This window comes from Bacillus sp. AFS031507 (genome assembly GCF_002584635.1).
In the GTDB taxonomy this organism is placed as follows: Bacteria; Bacillota; Bacilli; order Bacillales; family Cytobacillaceae; genus Neobacillus.
The window spans coordinates 140,037-161,264 of record NZ_NUOW01000011.1 but is presented as its reverse complement, the minus strand read 5'-3'; the positions used below and the strand labels follow the sequence as shown (position 1 = coordinate 161,264).

The following is a 21,228-nucleotide window of genomic DNA, read 5'->3' as shown; positions in this document are numbered from 1 at the left end:
TGCATTCCTTACAGTAATAGTTAAACAGCAGGGATGCTGCTTAACTATTAACCTTCCAAAATGAACGAAATGAATTCAAATAATGAGGTGGTTATGTATGCAGACTGCAAAAAAACTTGTTGAACTTCCAGTAGAAAGTAAGCAAGGTAAGCAAAGTAAGCAAAGAAAAAAAGTAAATATAAATTTTAGTAACTACATGGTTTATATTATTTTTGTTATCGTCTTGGTTTCTTTTGCCCTTTTGTTTGGCGATAAATTTTTCTCAGTGAACAATATTTTAAATATTACTAAGCAAACTGCCATGATTTCCATTATGGCTGTGGCATGTACATTTGTTATTGGTGCCAAGGAAATCGACCTTTCGATTGGCTCAACAGTAGCGTTGTCATCTATTATCGTAGCTCTGGTGTTACAAAGTACTGATAGTATTTTTCTTGCCATATTAGCGGGTATGGCGCTTGGTGCATCTGTAGGTTTAATTAACGGTGTCTTTGTAACGAAAGTAGGTATCCCTTCGTTCCTCGTGACACTTGGTATGTTAAGTATTGTCAAAGGTGCTGCTATGTGGACAACAAACACTGCGGCCGTGCCCATTACAAATGATCACTATAATTTTTTCTTTGGTCTTGGTCAAATTGGACCTATTCCTATTCTTTTAATATGGACAGTTGTTGCCCTGGTGATTGGTTATTTTGTTTTGAATAAACTGCCATTTGGTAAAAAGGTGATGGCTACTGGCGGTAATGAATTATCTGCGAAATATACCGGTATTAATGTAAACAGAATCAAAATTTCCGTTTTCGTCATCTCTGGTATTGCAGCGAGTTTTGCCGGCATGCTTTATGCAGGAAGAGTGCAGACAGCGAGATACACTTTCGGTGAGGGCGATGAACTTTCTGTTATCGCAGCGGTAATTCTTGGCGGAACGAGCATGGCGGGCGGCGTAGGTACTGTGATCGGCTCTGTCATCGGTTCCTTGCTTATGGGTATCATTAACAATGGTCTGATCATTGGGGGATTAAGCATAAGTCAGCAAATGATGGTTCGAGGCGGGATTATCATCCTGTTTGTAGCACTTAGTACATTAGGAACTCGGAAAAAGGCTAGAAATTAATAGAACTATAGTTTGTAATCAAGTTGCCATTCCTTAAGGCTCTACGGAAGAACCTTGTGAGAAGGGTACAATCAAGAGGTGATAAACAATGAGTGAATACATCCTTGAAATGGAAAATATAAACAAGTCGTTTAATGGAATACAAGTGTTGCACAATATTAATCTAAAAATAAAAAAGGGTGAAGTACATGCCCTAGTAGGTGGAAATGGCGCGGGTAAATCCACCATGATGAAAATATTAACAGGGGTATACACTTCCGACTCTGGAACGGTCAAAGTAAACCGACAGCCAATCAAGATATCATCAACGAAGGATTCCAGTCAGCATGGTATTCGAATGATCTTTCAGGAAATGAGCTTAATCCCCACTATGACAGTGGCTGAGAACATCTTCCTTAACCAGAAGGTAAAAGAAAAAGGGCTGCAAATAATCAATAAGAAGGAATTGGAAAGAAGGGCAGCTGAACTATTGGAAGCATTTGAAATAGATGTTGACCCTGGTACAACTGTCAATACGTTAGGTGTAGGATATTGTCAGCTGATTGAAATAGCAAAAGCCTTATCCCTTGAAGCAAAAATTTTGGTCATGGACGAACCAACAGCCTCTCTTACAGAAGCTGAAACACAAATACTCTTTGGTATTGTCGAGAAGCTCAAGAAAAAAGGAGTTACCATCATTTACATTTCTCATCGGATGCATGAAATATTCCAGATTACAGACACAATCACGGTCATGAGAGATGGACGCCATGTGATAACAACAGAAACCAAGAGCTTGACGATGGAATCCATCATCCATCACCTCCTCGGAAGTACATCTGTGGAAAAAGCATTCAAACGAATAAAAAGAGAAAAGAAACTAACCGGTTCAAACATTTTAGAGGTAAAAAACCTTTCTATTAACGACAAAATTAAGGATATTGAATTTAGTTTAAAAAAGGGTGAAATCATCGGGTTTGCTGGATTGATGGGATCTGGAAGAACCGAAATCGCGGAGGCTATATTTGGACTTAATCCTGCAAAAGAGGGAGAAATCATCCTAGATAATCAAAAGGTCAAAATTAAATCTGTAAAAGATGGTATTAATGCTGGAATTGCTTTGATCCCTGAAGACAGAAGAAGGCAAGGATTAGTATTAATCCATTCGGTAAAAGATAACATGGTCTTGCCTGTAATAAGTAAATTGAGAAAAGGCTTTGTAGTAGATAAAAAGCGCGTAGCAGAAAAGGTTAACTCCTATATTGATGAGCTATCGATCAAAACAGATTCTATGAATAAAGTAATCTCGCTATTATCGGGTGGTAATCAGCAAAAGGTTGTTATCGCAAAATGGTTAGAAACAAATCCAAAGGTACTGATCATGGATGAACCGACAGCAGGTGTGGATATAGGTGCTAAAGGTGAAATCGTTAATGTGATAAGGAGTTTGGCTGATAAAGGTCTCGGTGTCATCCTCATATCTTCCGAATTGGCTGAGCTTATGGCAATCTGTGACAGAATCATTGTCCTAAAGGATGGAAGGATCACTGGTGAATTAGATGGGGAGCAGATCCACTCCGAGGCTGAATTAGAGCACGCCATCCAACATTAAAATTGAATGATAAAATGGATCATTAACGTTTTTGTACTCTTGTTTATTTTGAATATATGTAATCGATTACTTAATGAAGGAAGGATCGTGAACTCTGTTGGGTAAAAAGAAAGTTAGGATAGGAATGATCGGATATAAGTTTGTCGCAAAGGCACACAGTCATGCTTTCCGTGATTTACCGTTTTATTTTGACCCAGAAACTGTTCCGGTATTACAGGCGATTGCTGGACGGAATGAGGACGGTGTTAGGGAAGCAGCTGAAAAAATGGGATTTGCTTCTTATGAAACGGATTGGCGGCGTTTGATCGAACGGGATGACATTGACCTGATTGATATTGTATCTCCAAACCATACACATGCGGAAATAGCGATTGCTGCAGCAGAAGCAGGAAAACATGTATTTTGTGAAAAGCCGCTGGCGATGACGTTATCGGAAGCCAAGCGAATGCTTGAGGCGGTTCAGAAGGCTGGGGTAGTGCACATGATCGGCCACGCTTACCGTTATGCACCAGCAGTACAATACGCCAAGAAACTGATTTCGGAAGGTCGGCTTGGCAAAATTTATCATATACGCGCCACCTATTTACAGGACTTTATTATAAATCCCGACTTCCCATTGGTCTGGCGCTTGCGGAAGGATGTAACTGGATCAGGAGCTTTGGGAGATATAGCAGCCCATATTTTGGACCTGGCGCGGTTTTTGGTCGGGGAATTTACAGAAGTAACAAGTATGATGGAAACGTTTATTAAGGAACGGCCGCTTGAGAAAGCGAGCTTTGGCTTAAAAGCAATAGGCGATAAAACGGCCAAAGGCACTGTTGAAGTGGATGATGCCACCGCTTTTTTAGCCCGCTTTGAAAACGGAGCGCTGGGTGTATTTGATGCAACTCGTGTAGCAGCTGGCAATCGTAATGGTAATCGCTTTGAAATTAATGGCGAAAAAGGATCCATCCGCTGGGATTTAGAGAATATGAATAACCTCCAAGTGTATTTTACGGATGATGAGCCGGGGCTGCAAGGGTTCCGCACCATCAACTGTACGGAAGAGCATCATCCTTATGCCGGAGCGTACTGGCCACCAGGCCTCATTATCGGCTATGAGCATACCTTTATTAACCTGATGTCAGATCTGATGGATGGAATTACAAATGGATACAGCCCATCCCCGAATTTTGTTGATGGAGTTCGCAATCAGGCTGTTCTGGATGCGGTGGAAAAATCGGCTAATTCAAGACAGTGGGAAAAGATTGAAAGGGAATAAATAATAGGGAGTCACCATCTCCCTTTTCACGTTCTTCTTTTCGAATCATTTTGTATTTATTTTCACAAAGAGAGTAGGATTGTTTATGAAAATTGGATTTATGACAAATGCATGGGGCTATACAGTGGGCCATCCAAATGGCGTTCCATCGATCAAAGATTTGTTCTACTTGTCTACGGGCTCTATCGAAGAGGCGGTTAAGATCATTGGTAAAACGGGCTTTGGGAGAATTGAGATCTTTGATGGGAATTTATATAGCTATATTAATAGAAGAGATGAATTTACTGACCTGTTGAGAGAAAACCAAGTAGAATTAGCGGCTGTTTATACCGCTGCTAACTTTATATTCGATGAAATCCTTGAAGAAGAATTTTACAAAATTGACAAGGCCATTACAGCAGCAAAAGTATTTGGAGCAAAGCACCTGATTGTCGGGGGCGGAGCAGTAAGACGGGACGGTATCAGGGAAAGTGATTTTACGAAACTTGCATCGGGCTTAGATAGAGTTGTGGATTTATGTGAAGAGAATGGGTTAATGGCCAGCTTCCATCACCATCTTGACTCCATGGTAGAAACAGAGGAACAACTCGATCAACTGATGCCGCAGACGAAAATCAATCTTTGTGTCGATACAGGCCATATCCATGGTGCTGGAGGAGATGCACTGGCAGTCGTAAAAAGATATGTTGATAGAATTCGTTATATGCATTTGAAGGATTTTGGGGTTGGAAAATTCCAGCCGCTAGGCAAGGGTGATGTGAATTTTGAGGAGATTTTTAATATCATTCAAAATCATGGAAACAACGTTGAATTCACAGTCGAGGCCAATGATATCGGAGACGATGTGGAATACCTGGCAGAGCACAGTTACCGTTATTTAGAGAAATATTTTAAGTAGGTCTGGAGGAGATACAAATGATCGTTTTCACTGCTACTTTAAAAGCTAAGCCAGGGAAAGAAAAAGAACTTGAAGATGCGCTCGTCCATATGGTTTCTGAGGTTCAAAATGAGGAAGGTGCGCTTGTCTATATCCTTCATCGTGTAAAAAATACTCCGGGACAATTTACTTTCTATGAAAAATATATAAACCATGCTGCCTTGGAAATCCATGACTCGACACCACATATGAAGGCATTGCTTAAAAAACTAGAATCTATTTTGTATGATGAAATTAAAATCAGCCATTTTGAAGAAATTGCCTCAATCTCTCGATAACCATTGTTCGGGGGAACTCAACGTGATCTAAAGGAGAGACTGTAATGAGTAACTTTGATTATTTGTTTACACCGTTTAAGCTTGGAAATGTAACGATTAAAAACCGAATTGTTTTTCAGCCGCATTTTGATGCTTTGACATATGAAGATGGTATGCCGCATGAACGGGAAGCACGCTATTATGCTGAACGTGCGAAAGGCGGAGCCGGTTTAATTATCATGTATGGCATAGCCGCTACATTATCTGGACAAATGTCCAATCGATTTGTCCGTGGATGGGACCCTAAAATTGTTCCAGGATTGCGTATGTATGCTGACATGGTCCATGAAAATGGTGCGAAAATCTTTGGCCAAATTAACCATGCTGGTCACACTACTATAAAGAATCCTCCACAAATTTTATTAGCTCCTTCCCAAATGGCGGAACCGTCTAGTCCATTCAATACAAAGGAAATGGAAATAGAAGATATCCAAGAAACGATTGAAGGATTTGCCAAATCAGCTTATCACTATAAACAAGCGGGGTTTGATGGTGTAGAGATTAAAGTGGCACATGATGGTTTATTACGCTCTTTTGTCTCCGAATTTTTTAATAAACGTACCGATGAATATGGCGGTTCATTTGAAAATCGATTGAGACTGCCAATGGAGGTCCTCCGAGCAGTACGGAAAGCCGTGGGGGATGATTACCCGGTAGGTATTCGTCTTTGCCTGGATGAGTTTACCCCTTGGGGCTACGACCTTGAATATGGAATTAAACTGGCAAAGGCTTTTGAGGAAACAGGTCAAGTAACCTACATCAATACCGATGCAGGCTCCTTCTCCAGTTTTTATATGGAAATCCCGCCTATGTCTGTTCCTGCCGGTTTCGCTGTCTACATGGGTGCTTCTCTAAAAGAAATTATCAATCTGCCAATTATCTCTTTTGGCCGACTCAATGATCCTGTTCAAGCAGAGAAGATTTTAGCAGATGGTCATGCTGATCTGGTAGGAATGGCCAGGGCCTTAATCGCAGATCCGGAGCTTCCAAATAAAGCTCAACGCGGCGATGAAGAGGATATTCGAAACTGTATCGCTTGTAATGATGGATGTATCTACCAAGTCATGCAGGATAAACCGATTCGATGCATTCACAATCCTGCTGTAGGGCTTGAAAAGGAACTTGGCATCGGCACATTAAAAGAAGCAGACAAGAAAAAACGGGTTGTCGTGGTCGGCGGGGGTGTAGCCGGCTTGAAGGTAAGTGAAATTGCCGCCTTAAGAGGACATCAAGTTATATTACTAGAGAAAGATGATAAGTTGGGTGGCCAGATTCTTTTAGCAAGTAAGCTGCCACACCGAGATCAGGTACATGGCGTTATCTCTCATTTAATTAAGCGTGTAAATCGTCTGGGTGTAGAAATTTACTATAACATGGAAGCGGATGAAAAGACCGTACTGGATTTTAATCCGGATGTAGTAGTGATCGCAACGGGTTCCAGAGTTTTACCGTTGGATATTCCAGGTGGCAACCAGGAAAATGTCTACAGTGTTTATGATGTGATTGACGGAAAAGCAACAGTCGGAAATCGAGTATTGTTTATCGATCAAAATGGGCATTACAAGGGGGCAGGAGTGGCTGAATTATTAGCTTCTCAAGGCGCACATGTAAATATCGTCACGCATTTAAGCTTTGTAGGAGAAAATTTGGAACCAAGTAATCAGGTAATGTTCTATCAACGCTTTATGGAAATGGATGTAGAAATGACACCGCATCATGAAGTTGAGTCGATTAATGGAAATCGTGCGGTGCTAAAAAATGTATACACTGAAAAGGAAGTCGAAATGGATGGATACGATTCCTTTGTCTATGCCACCCAAAACGGCTCTAACACTGATTTATACTTCTCCTTAAAAGGCAAGTGTAAGGAAATCTATCGTATTGGTGATAGTGCTGCACCAAGGATGATCGAGCAAGCGGTTTGGGATGGAGAGGAAATTGGGCGCAAACTATAGATCGGAATGTTTAGAGGGGAGCATCCTGGTATGAAAAATGTCCTTGTTTTTATTGAAGGAGAAGAAGGAAAAATCACGGAGGATAGTAAGAATATCGTTAAGGACGGCAGAAAGCTGGCCAATCTTTTGGGAGGGAGCCTAATAGGGGCGGCCTACAGCGAAACGATCTCCCGGGAGGAACTAACACAAGCTGCCATAGACGAATTTTGGGAATTGCCTTTTACGAAAGACGATGATCCTTGCGGGCAATTAGCGGGCAGTGGAATAGGAAATATAGTAGGCAGCGCAAAACTGGGCTTACTATTGGCGGCCAATAATTTATTGGGAGAAACCATATTAGCTATTGCCGCAGCTTCCTCGGGCGGCGTATTTTTCCATTCTTGTCGGCAAATTACGATTGAAGCTGGTGACTTTAAAATACATCAATCGACCTATGCCGGCAAAGTGGATGAAGTTCGGATACTGCCAGGACATTCAAATGTTTGTTTTGCAACACTCATCCCAAGTGGCACTGGCCGAAGTCCTTATATTGAAAAAAACAATCCTGTTACAGTTCAGACAGTGGATCCACTTGTTAATGGAATTGTGCCGAAAATTATCGAAACCTTTAAAGCCAAAGCGGAAAATATTGATTTAACCGAAGCTGAAGTTGTTGTTGCAATGGGTGATGGTATTGCAAATGAGAAAGGATTAAAGCTAGTTTCCCAGTTTGCCAGTCTAATAGGAGCGACATTGGGGGGAAGCCGGATTGTGGTGGATAACGGGTTTCTCCCGCACAATCGCCTCATTGGTCTGACTGGAAACGTAGTTGCTCCAAGATTGTATGTAGGTGTAGGCGTTTCAGGCGCTCCCCACCATCTAATCGGTATTAAGGAATCGGATGTTATTGTTGGAATTAATTCAGATCCAAACGCACCCTTATTGAAGGTTGCAGATCTTGCCATTATAGGTGATGCGCTTGAAATTTTACCAGCTCTTATTGATAGATTAGGAGGTGACCAAGTTGTCTAGCAAATTTGATGTAATCGTGGTTGGAGCGGGTTTGGCCGGGAGTGCAGCAGCTCTGGAAATGGCAAGGGCTGGTTTGGATGTTTGTATTATTGAACGGGCAATTGTGCCAGGGGAAAAGAATGTAACCGGTGGAGTAATGTTTAAGGGGATATTGGATGAGTTTATCCCGAACTGGAAGAATGAGGCCCCGATCGAGCGTTGGATTACCAAAAAAGGAATTGGAATGGTTACTGCTGATTCTTTATCTTTAATGCAATATGAGACAGAAAGAAATGAAGGTTATAATGCCTGCACATTAAACCGAGTTCATTTCGATAGCTGGCTGGCCGATAAAGCGGAAGAAGCGGGGGCGACCCTTTTAACCAATACATTAGTGGAAGATGTGATTTTGGAGGATGGATTTGTAAAAGGTGTCAAAACCCATCATACCGATGGCTATATATACGCTGATATAGTGATTTGTGCGGATGGAGTGAATTCCTTGGTAGCCCAAAAAGCAGGCTTGCTCAAACAGGATATATCTCCAAAAGATATCGGGCTTGGTATTAAAGAAATTCTGTCACTGCCTGAGGAAACCATTAACGAGCGTTTTGGACTTAAAGGAAGTGAAGGCTGTGCCTATGAGTTTGTTGGAGAGTTTTTAAACGGAGTTTATGGCGGTGCCTTCATTTATACGAACCGTAATACTTTATCAATCGGAATTGTCGTCAATTTAGGGTCAATAGCGGAGACTTCCGTCAACTCCAGAGCGATTTTAGAACACTTTAAAAATCAGCCGCAAATAAAAAAATTTATTGAAGGCGGAAGTTTAGTGGAATATAGTGCTCATTTAGTTCCCGAAGTTGGACTGGACATGGTTCCACAATTATATGGAAATGGGATTTTGGTCACTGGGGATGCTGCGGGGTTGGTGATCAATAACGGCTTTTCGATACAGGGTATGAATTATGCCATCGCTTCTGGAAGAGAGGCAGGAAAAACCGCGGTTAACTGTATAAGACAAGGAAATGTATCGGCTCAGAAATTAGCATCCTATAAACATCAGCTTGATCAGTCCTTTGTTGGAAAAAACCTTAAAAAGTTTCAGAAGACGCATAAGGTCTTGGCTAATCCGCGCATCGGTAAGGAGTATCCTATTCTGATTGATAATATAGCCAAAAACCTATTTGGCTTTGAGGATACGATTCAACCGAGTTTGTCATCAACTCTGAAAAATTCCCTCCGCGGAAACGTTTCTCCGTGGAAATTAATTAAGGACGGCATTGATATTTGGAGGTATATGTAGAATGAATACAACCGAAAAGCTTTTACGTGTTAATTTTAAACCTGATGAAACACCGCATATAAAAGTTGATACCTCGACTTGCAATACATGTTCTACACAAATTTGTCTTAATATCTGTCCAGCCGAACGTTTTACATTAGAATCTGGAAAAATGAGATTTGTAGTCGACGGCTGCCTCGAATGTGGTGCCTGCCGCATTTCTTGCGAGACAGATGCAGTAACCTGGAATTTTCCGCAAGGAGGATGCGGGGTTCGGTTCAGGCTAGGGTAAGAACGATTCGATTTGGAGAGGAGGAGAAGGATTGAAAATTGCAGTACTGGTTACAGAGAAACTAGCTCCAGTTGGAACTCCGATGTTTGCGCAAAATCATAAAGGATTAAGTGATTTGAATACGACTTTATTCATAGATGGATCCGATTCTGCTGCGATGAAGGAAGCGGCAAGACTGAAAGCTAAAATTCCGAATACGAATATTCATGTCTATTATTTCGGAAAAAATCGATATTTGCTTCGCAGTTTACTAGCTTTAGGAGCGGATGAAGCAGAGTTAATTCGGATCAATGAGGGACAAAATCTTTTCGAAATGACAAAAGCGGTAAGCGAAATCCTTGTTGAGCAGAAATATGATATGATCATGAGCGGCCAACAGGGAGCCGGAGCAAATGGTGTTGGGGCTGCTCTTTCCAATTTAATCGGGGTGACATTGATTAATTCATTACTCGGACTTGAGAGTGTTACAAATGATAAATATGTTGCCACTCGAACCCTTGGCGCCGGAAAAAGGCAAAAACTAACGTTTCAACTACCTGCATTGATAATGTGTGATCAGACAATGGAACATGATGAGGAACAATCCCTTCCCCATGTTCTTCAGGCAGCAAAAATAAAGGTAAAAGAACTTGTGCTGACGACTCAAATGAAATCGGATCGAATGACGCTGCAAACGCCAAGTCCTAGACCTAAAAAAATCTTTATGCCCGACAACAATATCAGTGCACATAAAAGATTGAAACAAATCCTTACAGGTGGCGTTAAAGAACGATCGGCCAACCGTTTGGAAGGGGAGCCAAAGGATGTGGCTCAACAATTTATTCATTTTCTAAAAAAAGAAGAGGTAATAAAAAAATAAATTCTCATAGAAAAGGAGTGAATCGGTATGAAAAAAATAAAGGTTGGGATCATTGGAACGGGTTTTATTGGCCCAACACATATTGAAGCGATCAGAAGACTTGGATTTGTTGAAGTAGTGGGGCTTGCGGAAACAAATCAAGAAGCTGCTGAAAAAAAAGCAGCCGAGCTAGGAATTCCGAGAGCATATGGTGATTACCGGGATATGCTGAAGGACAGTGAAATTCAAGTTGTGCACAACTGCACCCCGAATCACCTTCACTTTGGAATTAATAAAGAGATTATTTTAGCAGGTAAGCATGTCATCTCCGAAAAACCACTGGCGATGAACAGTGAAGAATCAGCAGAATTGCTGGAGTTAGCAGAAAAACATGGAGTCGTCCATGGAGTGAACTTTAATTACAGACAGCATGCAAGCGTGCAAAATTTACAGGCAATGGTCGCTAATGGTGATCTAGGAAAAGTGAATCTGGTTCATGGAAGCTATCTGCAGGATTGGCTAATGTATGAAACTGATTTCAACTGGCGCCTCGCTCCTGAAGTGGGCGGGAAATCACGTGCGGTGGCAGATATTGGTTCACACTGGTGTGATACGGTCCAGTTTGTAACAAGAAAGCGGATTGTCGAGGTGTTTGCGGATTTAGCTACGGTGATTCCGGTAAGAAAGAAAGCGAAAAATGTGATTGCTACGTTTAGCGCTCAGAATATAGATGAACAAGAATATGAAGAGGTTCCAATTAATACTGAAGACTATGCTTCCGTTCTTGTTCGCTTTGAAGACGGCTCAAGAGGAGTCTTTACGGTATCTCAAGTAAGTGCTGGACGGAAAAATAGACTAAGTTTTGAAATTAACGGAAGTAAGAGCTCTACATTCTGGAACCAAGAGGAGCAAGAAAAGCTATGGATCGGACATCGGGATAAAGCAAATGAACTTTTGTTAGCCGATCCTGCATTGTTTGCTGCTGAAGCAAGGTCCTCCATCCACCACCCTGGCGGCCATAATGAAGGCTGGCCGGATGCTTTGAAAAATATGATGTTAAACTTCTATTCGTTTGTTCGCGATGGCAAGAGCCTGAAAACAGACAAGCCTTATTTTGCAACATTTAAAGATGGACATATTTCCATGTGCATTACCGATGCGATTTTGGAAAGCCATCAGCAGCAGAAATGGGTCAAGGTTCAGACTGGCAAGGGGGTTCTGGCATGAAACTAGGTGTATTTAATCCTTTATATCAGAATCTGCCTTTTGAGGAAATGCTCGATAAATTAGTACGGATGGGTGTCGAAGCAGTGGAATTGGGGACAGGAAATTATCCCGGGAACCATCACTGTAATCCGGATGAATTACTTGAATCTCCCGAGAAAGCAAGCTCCTTCCTGCGCGAGATTGAAAGCAGAGGGTTAACGATCAGCGGTCTAAGCTGCCACGGAAATCCGCTGCATCCGGATAAAAAGTTTGCGAAGGATTCCCATGAGGTTTGGAGAAAAACTGTTTTGTTAGCGGAGCGGCTGGGTGTGCCGGTTGTGAATGGTTTTTCCGGATGCCCTGGTGATCATGCAGAAGCTAAAAATCCGAACTGGGTCACTTGTTCCTGGCCGCCAGAATATTTGGATGTGTTGAACTGGCAGTGGAACGATGTGGTCATTCCGTATTGGAAAGAGGAAGCACAATTCGCTAAAAATCATGGCATTAACCAAATTGCCCTTGAAATGCATCCGGGATTTGTGGTTTATAATCCTGAAACATTATTGAAGTTGAGGGAACATGCTGGAGAAAACATCGGTGCGAATTTTGATCCAAGCCACCTTGTTTGGCAGGGAATCGATCCAGTTGAAGCAATCAAAAAGCTTGGCCGCGAGAATGCAATCTTCCATTTCCACGCAAAGGACACGTATTTAGATCGTGCCAATATTCGTGTAAATGGTGTTTTAGATACAAAGCATTATTCCGAAATATTAGACCGCTCATGGACTTTTAGATCAGTCGGTTATGGTTCTGATGAAAAGTTCTGGAAAGATATTGTCAGTACCTTGCGTGCTGTCGGATACGATTATATCATTTCCATTGAACATGAGGATATGCTTGCGTCTACGGATGAGGGGTTAAGCAAGGCAATTTCCCTTCTAAAAGGAGCTATGTTTAAGGAGCAACTGACTGAGATGTGGTGGGCTTAAGCTACAAGCGCTGATAAGGGCCCTGAGTGAGGAATTAAAATTTAAGAAAAAATTAACTTTTTGGAGGCAGTACAATGACAACAATGAATGCCGTATTTTTTCCGGGAGACAAAAAGGTGGAAATTCGGCAGATCGACATTCCAACTCCTGGCCAAGGAGAAGTATTGGTTCAATTAAAAGCATCCGCTATTTGCCGCAGTGATATGAGCTTATACTATGGTACTTCTGTTTTTGAAGGAACAAAATGCGGTTGTACGGTTCCAGGCCATGAGCCGGCAGGGGTAATAACAGAAGTTGGTAATGGTGTATCAAATTTCAAGCCGGGCGACCGTGTTGCCGTTTACTTAGCACTAGGATGCGGTGAATGTGCTCATTGTAAGAGCGGCTACAAAATGTTCTGTAAAGAATTTAAGTGCATTGGCTTTGATTCCCATGGCGGTGACGCTGAGTACATGGTTGTTCCAGCAGAAAACTGCATGAGACTCCCTGATAGCATGAGCTTCGTAACGGCAGCGGTTTCAACAGACGCAGTAGGAACTCTATATCATGCGCAAAAGAGAATGGGAATTTCCGGTAGAGACTACCTTGTTATTTTTGGAATGGGTCCAATGGGCGGCGCAGGTGTGATGATTGCCAAAGGATTAGGAGCAACGGTTATCGCTGTTGATATGCTTGATGAGCGCTTGGAGCTTGCGAAGGAATTGGGGGCAGATTACACCATCAACGGTAAAACGATGAATGTCCAAGAAGAAATCGCCCGAATTACCAAGGGTGCCGGCGCAGACGCAGCGATTGATTGTTCTGGAAGCCCTTATGGTGAAAATGATGCACTAGATTGTGTCAGAGCGCACGGGCGCGTGGCGTTTATTGGCGAAAGTAAAGAAACAAATATCAAGCCTAGTCAGCAGTTAATTCGTAAACAAATTACGGTGATGGGTTCTTGGTACTTCCCAATTCAAGAATTTGACGAAATTGCTGAATTCATTGTGAGAAAAAATCTGCCTGTTGAAAAATTAGTGACACACCAATTTAAACTAGAAGAAGCTGATACAGCATTCCGTATGTTTGATGAAAGAAAGACAGAAAAAGCAGTGTTTGTTTGGGAATAAACTTATTTTAAATAAAAGGAGCTGTTCGTGATGAAAGGTATTTCATTTAATACATGGGTTTATAGTAGTTTTCCAAATTGGCTTTCTTCTTATCCTCTAGAGGAAGTTATTAACCGTCTCTCTTCATTTGGTTATGATGCCATTGAAATTGGCTGTGCTGCTCCACATGCATGGCCGGACTATTTATCGCCTGAAAGAAGACAAGAAATCAAAAAATTATTAAATGAAAAGAATTTGAAGGTTTCATCGATGCTCCCGGCACCAGGCGGCGGCCCAGGGATGAACCCAAGCTCTCCTTTAAAAGAAGAAAGAGAATTTACCATTAATCATTATAAAGAAGTAGTCCGTTTAGCGCATGAATGGGAATGTCCGACGGTCATGTGGATTGCAGGCTGGGTTGTTTTTGGAACTTCACAGCAGGAGGCATGGAACAATAGCTTAGAAGGGCTCATTGAAGTAGCAAAATATGCAAAGGATCTTGGAGTGACTCTAGTTGTCGAACCAACTCCGGCGGACAGCAATTTAATTGAAACGGCTGACGATGCTCTTCTTTTAGCAGAGCAATCCGGTATGGATAATGTAAAGGTTATGTTTGACACGTTCCATGCTTTATACCGCAATGAGGTTGCCAGCGACTATGTATACCGAATGAAGGACAAGCTTCACCATGTTCACATCTCTGACAATGACCGCCTTCCTCCTGGCCAAGGACGCTGTGATTTCGAAGCGGTTCTAAGAGCATTAAAGGATAACAACTATGACGGATATCTATCCATGGAGGTTGGATTCCATGCCAGACAGTCCGAGCCGGATTGGTATGCGAAAACATCCATTGCTTACTTGAAAGAAAAACTAAAAGAAATTGGTTGGGAGTACAAATAATCCTTACATGTTAAGGTACAAAATGATTACGGGGCAGTCCCAGACAAAATAAGTTTCCCAGGAACCGCCCCGTTGATGCTTCCCAAAAATGCGTTTCTTTACTTCTTTTATTTGTTACGATAAGGGGGCAATCCCGTGCAAAAATCCTCCATTTTATTAGATACTCCTCGATTTATAACTGCATCAGAAATCAAACCAAAAAATCCAATGTGGATTAAAAAACATACCGACGCTGACTATACAGAGATTATTTTTATAGAAAATGGGCGTGGAGATTTTAAATTTGAAGATAAACTTTTAGTCGGAAAAGAAGGAGACCTTATTATTTTAAATCCATTAAGTCATGTTGAGGGGAAATCTAGTATAGACAAGCCCCTTAAAGGGATTTCTATCTGTTTTTCCAGTCTCCATATCAATGGAAACCAGAAAGGTTTTTTGATAGATTCCACGGATCCTCCGATTATTCCTCTGATGGAAGAAAAAAGGGAGATTCAACATTATTTAAATGTTATATTAAGTGAATATGATACGAAACGTGCCGGATATCAAGATATCATATCCTCAATATTACGAACAGTGATTATAAAAGTTAGTCGTCTTTTGAAAAATGTCAATCATCCTTCCCACTCTTCCTTTTGTCTGAAAGTAAAAAAATATATAGAAGAAAATTTTCGGCAAGAGCTGACTTTAAACGAATTAGCTAACCTCGTTTATGTAAGTCCTTACCATTTAGCTCATGTTTTTAAAGAAGAGGTAGGGTTGCCGCCAATTCAGTACATGATTCAGTGCCGTATAGAAGAAGCAAAAAGGTTACTAGAGCATTCCAACCTTTCTGTGAGAGAAATAGCATCATTAATAGGCTATGAAAATGCTAATTATTTCAATCTGCTTTTTAAAAAAATCACAGGGAGCCCGCCGGGAAAATATAGAAAGATTAAAGTATAGATAAATAGTTGTGATTTGAATATAGTGATGCTCAAGGCAAAAATCTGTAGTTTTTTCCGCAATATTTTTAATTATATTTTGTTATTGCATCGTGTAAACTTTTGGTAATTAATATGTATCTTCGTTGGTAGGTGAATTTATGCTTCTAGAATTAAAAAATATTCATAAATCTTTTTTTTGTACGAAAGTTTTAGAGGAAATAGACTTTGAATTAAAATCAGGTGAAGTCCATGCCATTATCGGGGAAAATGGAGCAGGAAAAAGCACCTTAATTAAAATGATTGCCGGCATTTATACCTCCGATGAGGGAGAAATTTATATAAATCATGAAAAAGTTAAAATTTCATCCACTCAAGAAGCTCAAAAACTAGGAATTTCAACTATTTACCAGGAACCAATGTTAGTTCGAAGTATGAGCATTGCCGAAAATATCTTTTTAGGTAATTATCCTAAGCTCTTAGGGTTCATTCCGAATTTTTTAAAGATGAAGAATGAAGCAAGGCGCGTATTAGAACTCCTTGGGTGTCCAATGAATCCCAATACGCTTGTTTCTTCAATAGATCCTGGTGAACGATATATCGTTTCCATTGCTAGAGCTCTTAGTAAAAAGTCAAAAGTTTTAATAATGGACGAACCAACGGCAAACTTAAATGAGGTAGAACGGAATCGTTTGTATACACTAATCAGGGAATTTAAAAAGCAAGGAATAGGAATTATCTTTATTTCCCATTATCTGGATGAAGTTATCAAAATCAGTGATCGGGTGACTATTTTAAGAGATGGCCGACATATCAGTACGAATGATATCAACACTGTAAATAAACGTGAAATGGTAAAACAAATGATTGGAAAGGATATTCGTCATTATTTCCCGCCTATTTCAGATCATCGAGGGGAAGAGATGCTGCGAGTTGAAAATTTGTCGCGAGCACCTTTATTAAAAAATATGAACTTCTCTTTATATGAAGGCGAAATACTTGGAATAGCAGGCTTATCAAGATCAGGCCGAACTGAGTTATCTAAAATCATCATAGGGCAAGTGACAAAAGATTCAGGCCATATTTATTGGCGAGGTAAAGAAATTAAACTAGAGCATCCCTACGAGGCTGTAAATAAGCATATTGGATACGTTAGCGAAAATCGTCTAGAAGAGGGCCTTTTGACGAATATGGATATATCGCAAAATCTTACGATATCCAGTTTGGATAAATTCAATAAATGGCAGGTTATTCAGCTGAATGAAGAGCAGGACACGGCGTTAGAAAAAGTAATGGAACTGGATATCAAATTAAAACATATCCATGATCAAATTAAGTATTTGAGCGGGGGAAATCAGCAAAAAGTTATACTAGGGAAATGGCTGGTCGCGGACAGTGAATTACTATTAATAAATGAACCGACTAGAGGGATTGATATCGGATCAAGATGTGAATTATATTTAGCCATTCATGATCTTGCGCAGAAAGGGAAGGGGATCATGGTTATTTCCTCTGACATTAGCGAACTAATCGGCTTGTGCAATAGAATCTTAGTTTTGCGTGATGGGCAAATAGTAGACGAAATTCATCATACCGAAGCATCTGAAGAAAGAATCAGGAGAATCGCTATTCAATAACTTTTAAGTCTTTCCACGTAAAGGAGAGGCTATTTTTTATTTTTTGTAAGCGTTAACAATAATATGTATTACTATTCGCAATTTTATTAATTTTTAATCATTTATTATACGTGTACTATAAAAAGTGTACAAACGATCATTTAATATCAGGGGGGTAAGAGAAAACGATGAAAACAAAAAAATTTGCGTCCATTTTAGGTAGTTCACTGCTGACGTTAGGTTTGTTGGCAGGTTGCGGAGCAACACAAGAAACAGCGAAAGAAACTCAGGCATCTCAAAAGGAAGCTGCTAATGGGTTAGCGGCGCTGCCGCCTTTAAAGGAAGAAAGTGCGTTAGGAAAACCAGCCAGTGTAGAAACTTTGGAATTAACACCACAGGAAATTGAAAAAATTAAAGCGATGAAACCATTTATTGGCTATTCTGTACACTTTGGTGACATCGCGTCAGAGAAGGTTATTGGCCAGGCGATTAAAGAGACAGTTGAATCTTTTGGCGGAAAGTATGTTCAAACCGATGCACAAAGAAACCTAAATAAACAATTGAGTGACGTAGAGTCCTTAATTCTTCAAAAGGTAAATGGCGTTGTAGCGATTGGGGTAGATACAGCCGCATTTGGACCTGCGGTCAAGAAGTTAAATGAGGCAAACATTCCGGTTGTCCTTGGCGGCGGGCCTCCAAACCAAGGTGATTTTACTAGTTTAGTAGATCCAGATGGATATGGCGGCGGATTTGCATCAGGAAAAGCTTTAGTGAAAAAGCTGAAGGAAGAAGGAATTAAAAGTAAATCTTTAGCTACGATGGGCTTAAGAGCATATATTCTAACGTGTGAACAACGAGTAAGAGGGTTCGAAGATGCCGTTCGTGAAGAAGGATATAAAATTGTTGCCAGGGGTCAGGCGGATACAGCAGACCAGGCTCAGCAAGAATTTGAAAATATCTTAACTGCACACCCGGATGTAGTCGGAGGATTTGGCGTTTATGAAACACCGGCATTAGGAATGGAAGCAGCGGTAAGAACATCTGGACGTGATGATGTATTTGTTGTAACGCATGACTTAAGTGACCATTTAGCGCAAGGTATGGCAAAAGGAAATAAAATCGTTGTTTTCACTTCTTCTCAAGACTTGTATGCAGAAGGAAAATATAAGACTTTAGCCGTGTTGAAAAAACTTGCAGGCGGCGAAGTTCCTAAATATGTAACAGTGCCGACATTAGCTACTTCACCAGATAACGTTAAAGAACAATATAAGACTGTATTTCAAAAGACTTTAGCCAATTAATTGGTTAAAACTTTTGTTTCTGGGTTAGATTCTATTTAACCCAGAAACATTTCTAGGGGGGGTAATCTTGGTTAGTAATGTCCTTGAAATGAAACAAATAACGAAAGTTTTTTCGGGTTTTAAGGCTGTCGATAACGTAGACTTTGACTTGAGAAAAGGAGAAGTTCACGCTTTGCTGGGTGGGAATGGGGCTGGAAAAACAACCTTAATGAAGATTCTTGCCGGAGTGTATCGACCTGAAAATGGCAGTATTCTGATAGATGGGAAACAAGTACAAATTAACTCAAGAAGTTCATCGCAGGAACAGGGAATTGCCATGATTTTTCAAGAGTTAAGTGTATTGCCGAATCTGACTGTTGCCGGAAATATATTTCTGTCCAGAGAAAAGAAAAAGGGTATCCGGTTAGATGATAAACAAATGGAAAAAGAGGCACAAACGCTTCTTGAAAGTCTGGGAATGAATTTATCCCCATCCCAGATTGTAAAAGATTTAAGTATGGGGGAGAGGCAGTTAATCGAGATTGCCAGAGCCATCTCCAGTGATGCCAAAATCATTGTCATGGATGAACCAACCACAGCGTTAACGCAGGATGAACAGGAAAAGCTTTTTGAAATTATTCGGACGTTAACCTCTAGAGGTACAGCCATTATTTATGTATCGCATCGTATGGATGAAATCTTTGAAATCTCCAATCGGATCACCGTACTAAGAGATGGCAAAAAAATTGAAACACTTCAAACACAAGAGGCAAACACGAAACAAATTATTAATATGATGATTGGCGATAATGAGTTGTTGTACGATTCATCCGTAAAAAGGAAAAAGACGGGTAAAAAAGCTAGTCCTCTTTTACAGGTAAAGAATCTGACAGGACAAAAATTCAGCAATCTCAGTTTTGAACTTTTTGAAGGTGAAATCTTAGGGATTTCAGGGTTACTTGGAAGTGGCAGGACGGAGATTCTAAGGGCTATCTCAGGAATTGATCCAATAATCTCAGGAACAATCCAATTAAATGGTGAAGTTGTAAAGATAAAATCTATTCATGATGCCATTCGATTAGGGATTATTATGGTCCCTGAAGATCGTAGGAATGAAGGAATCATCCCTGGTATGTCAATAAAAGAAAATGTTACTTTAACGAATCTGCCTCAGTTATTCCCCAAAGGCCTTATTAAATCTAGGGAAGAGGACAGGATTGCCAAAGAAAATATTGACCATTTAAACATCCGTCCAGGTGATCCAAAGAAGAAAGTTGGGAAGCTAAGCGGTGGAAATGCACAAAAAGTTGTCATTTCCAGATGTTTAAACCTGAATCCAAAAATTCTATTGCTTGATGAACCGACTCAAGGAATTGATATAGTCGCTAAAACAGAACTGCAAATGTTATTTCGCCAATTGACAGAACAAGGGATGTCCATTATCGTGGTTTCTTCCGAATTACCTGAATTAGTGTCGCTGGCAGATCGTACAATCGTTCTCTATGACGGAAAGGTTAAGAAGGAATTGGCAGGTTCAGAGATTACGGATAAAAGCATTTTATATTTTGCCACTGGGGGTGTTTAAATGAGTTTAGGAGTGGAAAGACAAGTAATCAATTCAAAACCGAATCATAAAAAGAATTTACAGATAGGGAAAATCTTAACCTCATCACAGGCCATCATTTTTATAGGGCTTGTCATACTAGCGGTTGTGTTTAGCTATCTTTCACCCTATTTTTTAACCTTTAGCAATTTTATGAATATTATTCGCCAAATGGCGATGATTGCAATTGTGGCTTTTGGAATGACGTATGTCATCATTGCCGGTGAAATTGATTTATCAGTAGGATCCATTATCGGAATTACGGGAATGTTCGCTGCCATCACGATTCAAAAAGGCATGAATCCGATTCTAGTAATATGTTTATCTCTCGTATTAGGTGCCTTAATAGGGTTATTTAATGGAATGATGGTCGTAAAGGTTCGGGTTACAGCCTTTTTAGCTACATTAGTGACCATGTCCGTATTAAGGGGGCTGTCACTCGCTTCAAGTCCTGGTTCAGCACCAATCACGATTGACTCATCTACTTATGTAGATTTAACAACCATGAATATTGGACCGATTCCCATTGTCCTGATTTATCTCGCTGCGATTTTAATTATGGCCCACTTTACTCTGAACAGAACTGTTTTTGGAAGACATATCTACGCTACGGGCGGCGGTCCGATTGCAGCATCCTTAGCCGGAGTGAATGTAGGCAGAGTGAAAATTATGGTTTTCGTTATTTGCGGCTTTCTTTCAGCGTTTAGCGGGGTTGTGTTATCCGGGCGTCTATCAGCAGGTCTTCCTGATTCCGGTACAGGCTGGGAACTGGATGCGATTGCCGCAGTTGTTCTGGGAGGAACAAAGTTTAGCGGCGGTCAAGGTACTGTTCTTGGTACGATTGGCGGTGCGCTTATCATCGGCGTACTAAGTAATGGATTAACTCTATTAGGTATGACCTATGCCTATCAATTAATGATTAAAGGTGCCATCATTGGCTTGGCGGTTATCTTAGATATCTGGGTTCGCAGAGAAGAAGCTTAAAAGTTAAAAAACTTGGAAAAAACGGCTTGTTGTGGTAGGCGGAGGTACAGAGGGGT

The 21,228-nt window shown here is 40.7% G+C and carries 19 protein-coding genes; all 19 read left to right on the top strand.

Going from position 1 to position 21,228, the window contains the following annotated elements:
• Positions 1-97: 97 nt before the first annotated feature.
• The 19 genes from COE25_RS11285 (at position 98) to COE25_RS11195 (ending at position 21,172) form a co-directional block, all read left to right on the top strand.
• Positions 98-1,114 (top strand): ABC transporter permease, encoded by a 1,017-nt coding sequence (locus tag COE25_RS11285; protein ID WP_098932718.1) that lies wholly within the window; start codon positions 98-100, stop codon positions 1,112-1,114.
• Between the two features lie 88 nt (positions 1,115-1,202).
• Positions 1,203-2,705 carry a sugar ABC transporter ATP-binding protein gene (locus COE25_RS11280; RefSeq protein WP_098932717.1) on the top strand — a complete coding sequence of 501 codons (1,503 nt, stop codon included), beginning with the start codon at positions 1,203-1,205 and terminating at the stop codon, positions 2,703-2,705.
• Positions 2,706-2,802: 97 nt separating this feature from the next.
• Positions 2,803-3,966, top strand: a complete 1,164-nt coding sequence (locus tag COE25_RS11275) for a Gfo/Idh/MocA family protein (protein WP_098932716.1) — start codon at positions 2,803-2,805, stop codon at positions 3,964-3,966.
• Between the two features lie 85 nt (positions 3,967-4,051).
• Positions 4,052-4,864 (top strand): sugar phosphate isomerase/epimerase family protein, encoded by an 813-nt coding sequence (locus COE25_RS11270; RefSeq protein WP_098932715.1) that lies wholly within the window; start codon positions 4,052-4,054, stop codon positions 4,862-4,864.
• 17 nt (positions 4,865-4,881) lie between these two features.
• Positions 4,882-5,181 carry a putative quinol monooxygenase gene (locus COE25_RS11265; protein WP_098932714.1) on the top strand — a complete coding sequence of 100 codons (300 nt, stop codon included), beginning with the start codon at positions 4,882-4,884 and terminating at the stop codon, positions 5,179-5,181.
• A 44-nt stretch (positions 5,182-5,225) separates the two neighbouring features.
• A complete protein-coding gene (locus tag COE25_RS11260) occupies positions 5,226-7,175 on the top strand; it encodes an oxidoreductase (protein ID WP_098932713.1) in 1,950 nt (649 codons plus the stop codon).
• A gap of 30 nt (positions 7,176-7,205) precedes the next feature.
• Positions 7,206-8,186: an electron transfer flavoprotein subunit alpha/FixB family protein gene (locus COE25_RS11255; RefSeq protein ID WP_180247485.1), complete on the top strand. Its 981-nt coding sequence runs from the start codon at positions 7,206-7,208 to the stop codon at positions 8,184-8,186.
• Positions 8,179-9,471: an FAD-dependent oxidoreductase gene (locus COE25_RS11250; protein ID WP_180247484.1), complete on the top strand. Its 1,293-nt coding sequence runs from the start codon at positions 8,179-8,181 to the stop codon at positions 9,469-9,471. Before COE25_RS11255 ends, COE25_RS11250 begins: the two co-directional genes overlap by 8 nt.
• Position 9,472: 1 nt before the next feature.
• A complete protein-coding gene (locus COE25_RS11245; protein WP_098932710.1) occupies positions 9,473-9,742 on the top strand; it encodes a ferredoxin family protein in 270 nt (89 codons plus the stop codon).
• A 31-nt stretch (positions 9,743-9,773) separates the two neighbouring features.
• Complete coding sequence (locus COE25_RS11240) at positions 9,774-10,601, top strand: adenine nucleotide alpha hydrolase family protein (protein ID WP_098932709.1); 828 nt, start codon at positions 9,774-9,776, stop codon at positions 10,599-10,601.
• Positions 10,602-10,628: 27 nt separating this feature from the next.
• Positions 10,629-11,807, top strand: a complete 1,179-nt coding sequence (locus tag COE25_RS11235) for a Gfo/Idh/MocA family protein (RefSeq protein ID WP_098932708.1) — start codon at positions 10,629-10,631, stop codon at positions 11,805-11,807.
• On the top strand, positions 11,804-12,775 hold the full coding sequence (locus COE25_RS11230) for a sugar phosphate isomerase/epimerase family protein (RefSeq protein WP_098932707.1): 972 nt from the start codon (positions 11,804-11,806) through the stop codon (positions 12,773-12,775). The genes COE25_RS11235 and COE25_RS11230 overlap by 4 nt, the downstream gene beginning before the upstream one ends.
• A gap of 74 nt (positions 12,776-12,849) precedes the next feature.
• Positions 12,850-13,884 carry a zinc-dependent alcohol dehydrogenase family protein gene (locus tag COE25_RS11225; RefSeq protein WP_257208774.1) on the top strand — a complete coding sequence of 345 codons (1,035 nt, stop codon included), beginning with the start codon at positions 12,850-12,852 and terminating at the stop codon, positions 13,882-13,884.
• A gap of 30 nt (positions 13,885-13,914) precedes the next feature.
• Positions 13,915-14,766 (top strand): sugar phosphate isomerase/epimerase family protein, encoded by an 852-nt coding sequence (locus COE25_RS11220; RefSeq protein ID WP_098932706.1) that lies wholly within the window; start codon positions 13,915-13,917, stop codon positions 14,764-14,766.
• Positions 14,767-14,901: 135 nt separating this feature from the next.
• Entirely contained in the window at positions 14,902-15,711 is an 810-nt protein-coding gene (locus tag COE25_RS11215; RefSeq protein WP_098932705.1) for an AraC family transcriptional regulator, read from the top strand.
• Positions 15,712-15,850: 139 nt separating this feature from the next.
• Positions 15,851-17,326, top strand: coding sequence for a sugar ABC transporter ATP-binding protein (locus tag COE25_RS11210; protein WP_098932704.1), 1,476 nt, complete (start codon positions 15,851-15,853; stop codon positions 17,324-17,326).
• 167 nt (positions 17,327-17,493) lie between these two features.
• Positions 17,494-18,606 carry a substrate-binding domain-containing protein gene (locus tag COE25_RS11205; protein WP_098932703.1) on the top strand — a complete coding sequence of 371 codons (1,113 nt, stop codon included), beginning with the start codon at positions 17,494-17,496 and terminating at the stop codon, positions 18,604-18,606.
• 67 nt (positions 18,607-18,673) lie between these two features.
• On the top strand, positions 18,674-20,170 hold the full coding sequence (locus COE25_RS11200) for a sugar ABC transporter ATP-binding protein (RefSeq protein ID WP_098932702.1): 1,497 nt from the start codon (positions 18,674-18,676) through the stop codon (positions 20,168-20,170).
• Entirely contained in the window at positions 20,171-21,172 is a 1,002-nt protein-coding gene (locus COE25_RS11195) for an ABC transporter permease (RefSeq protein ID WP_098932701.1), read from the top strand.
• The last annotated feature ends 56 nt before the right edge of the window (positions 21,173-21,228 follow it).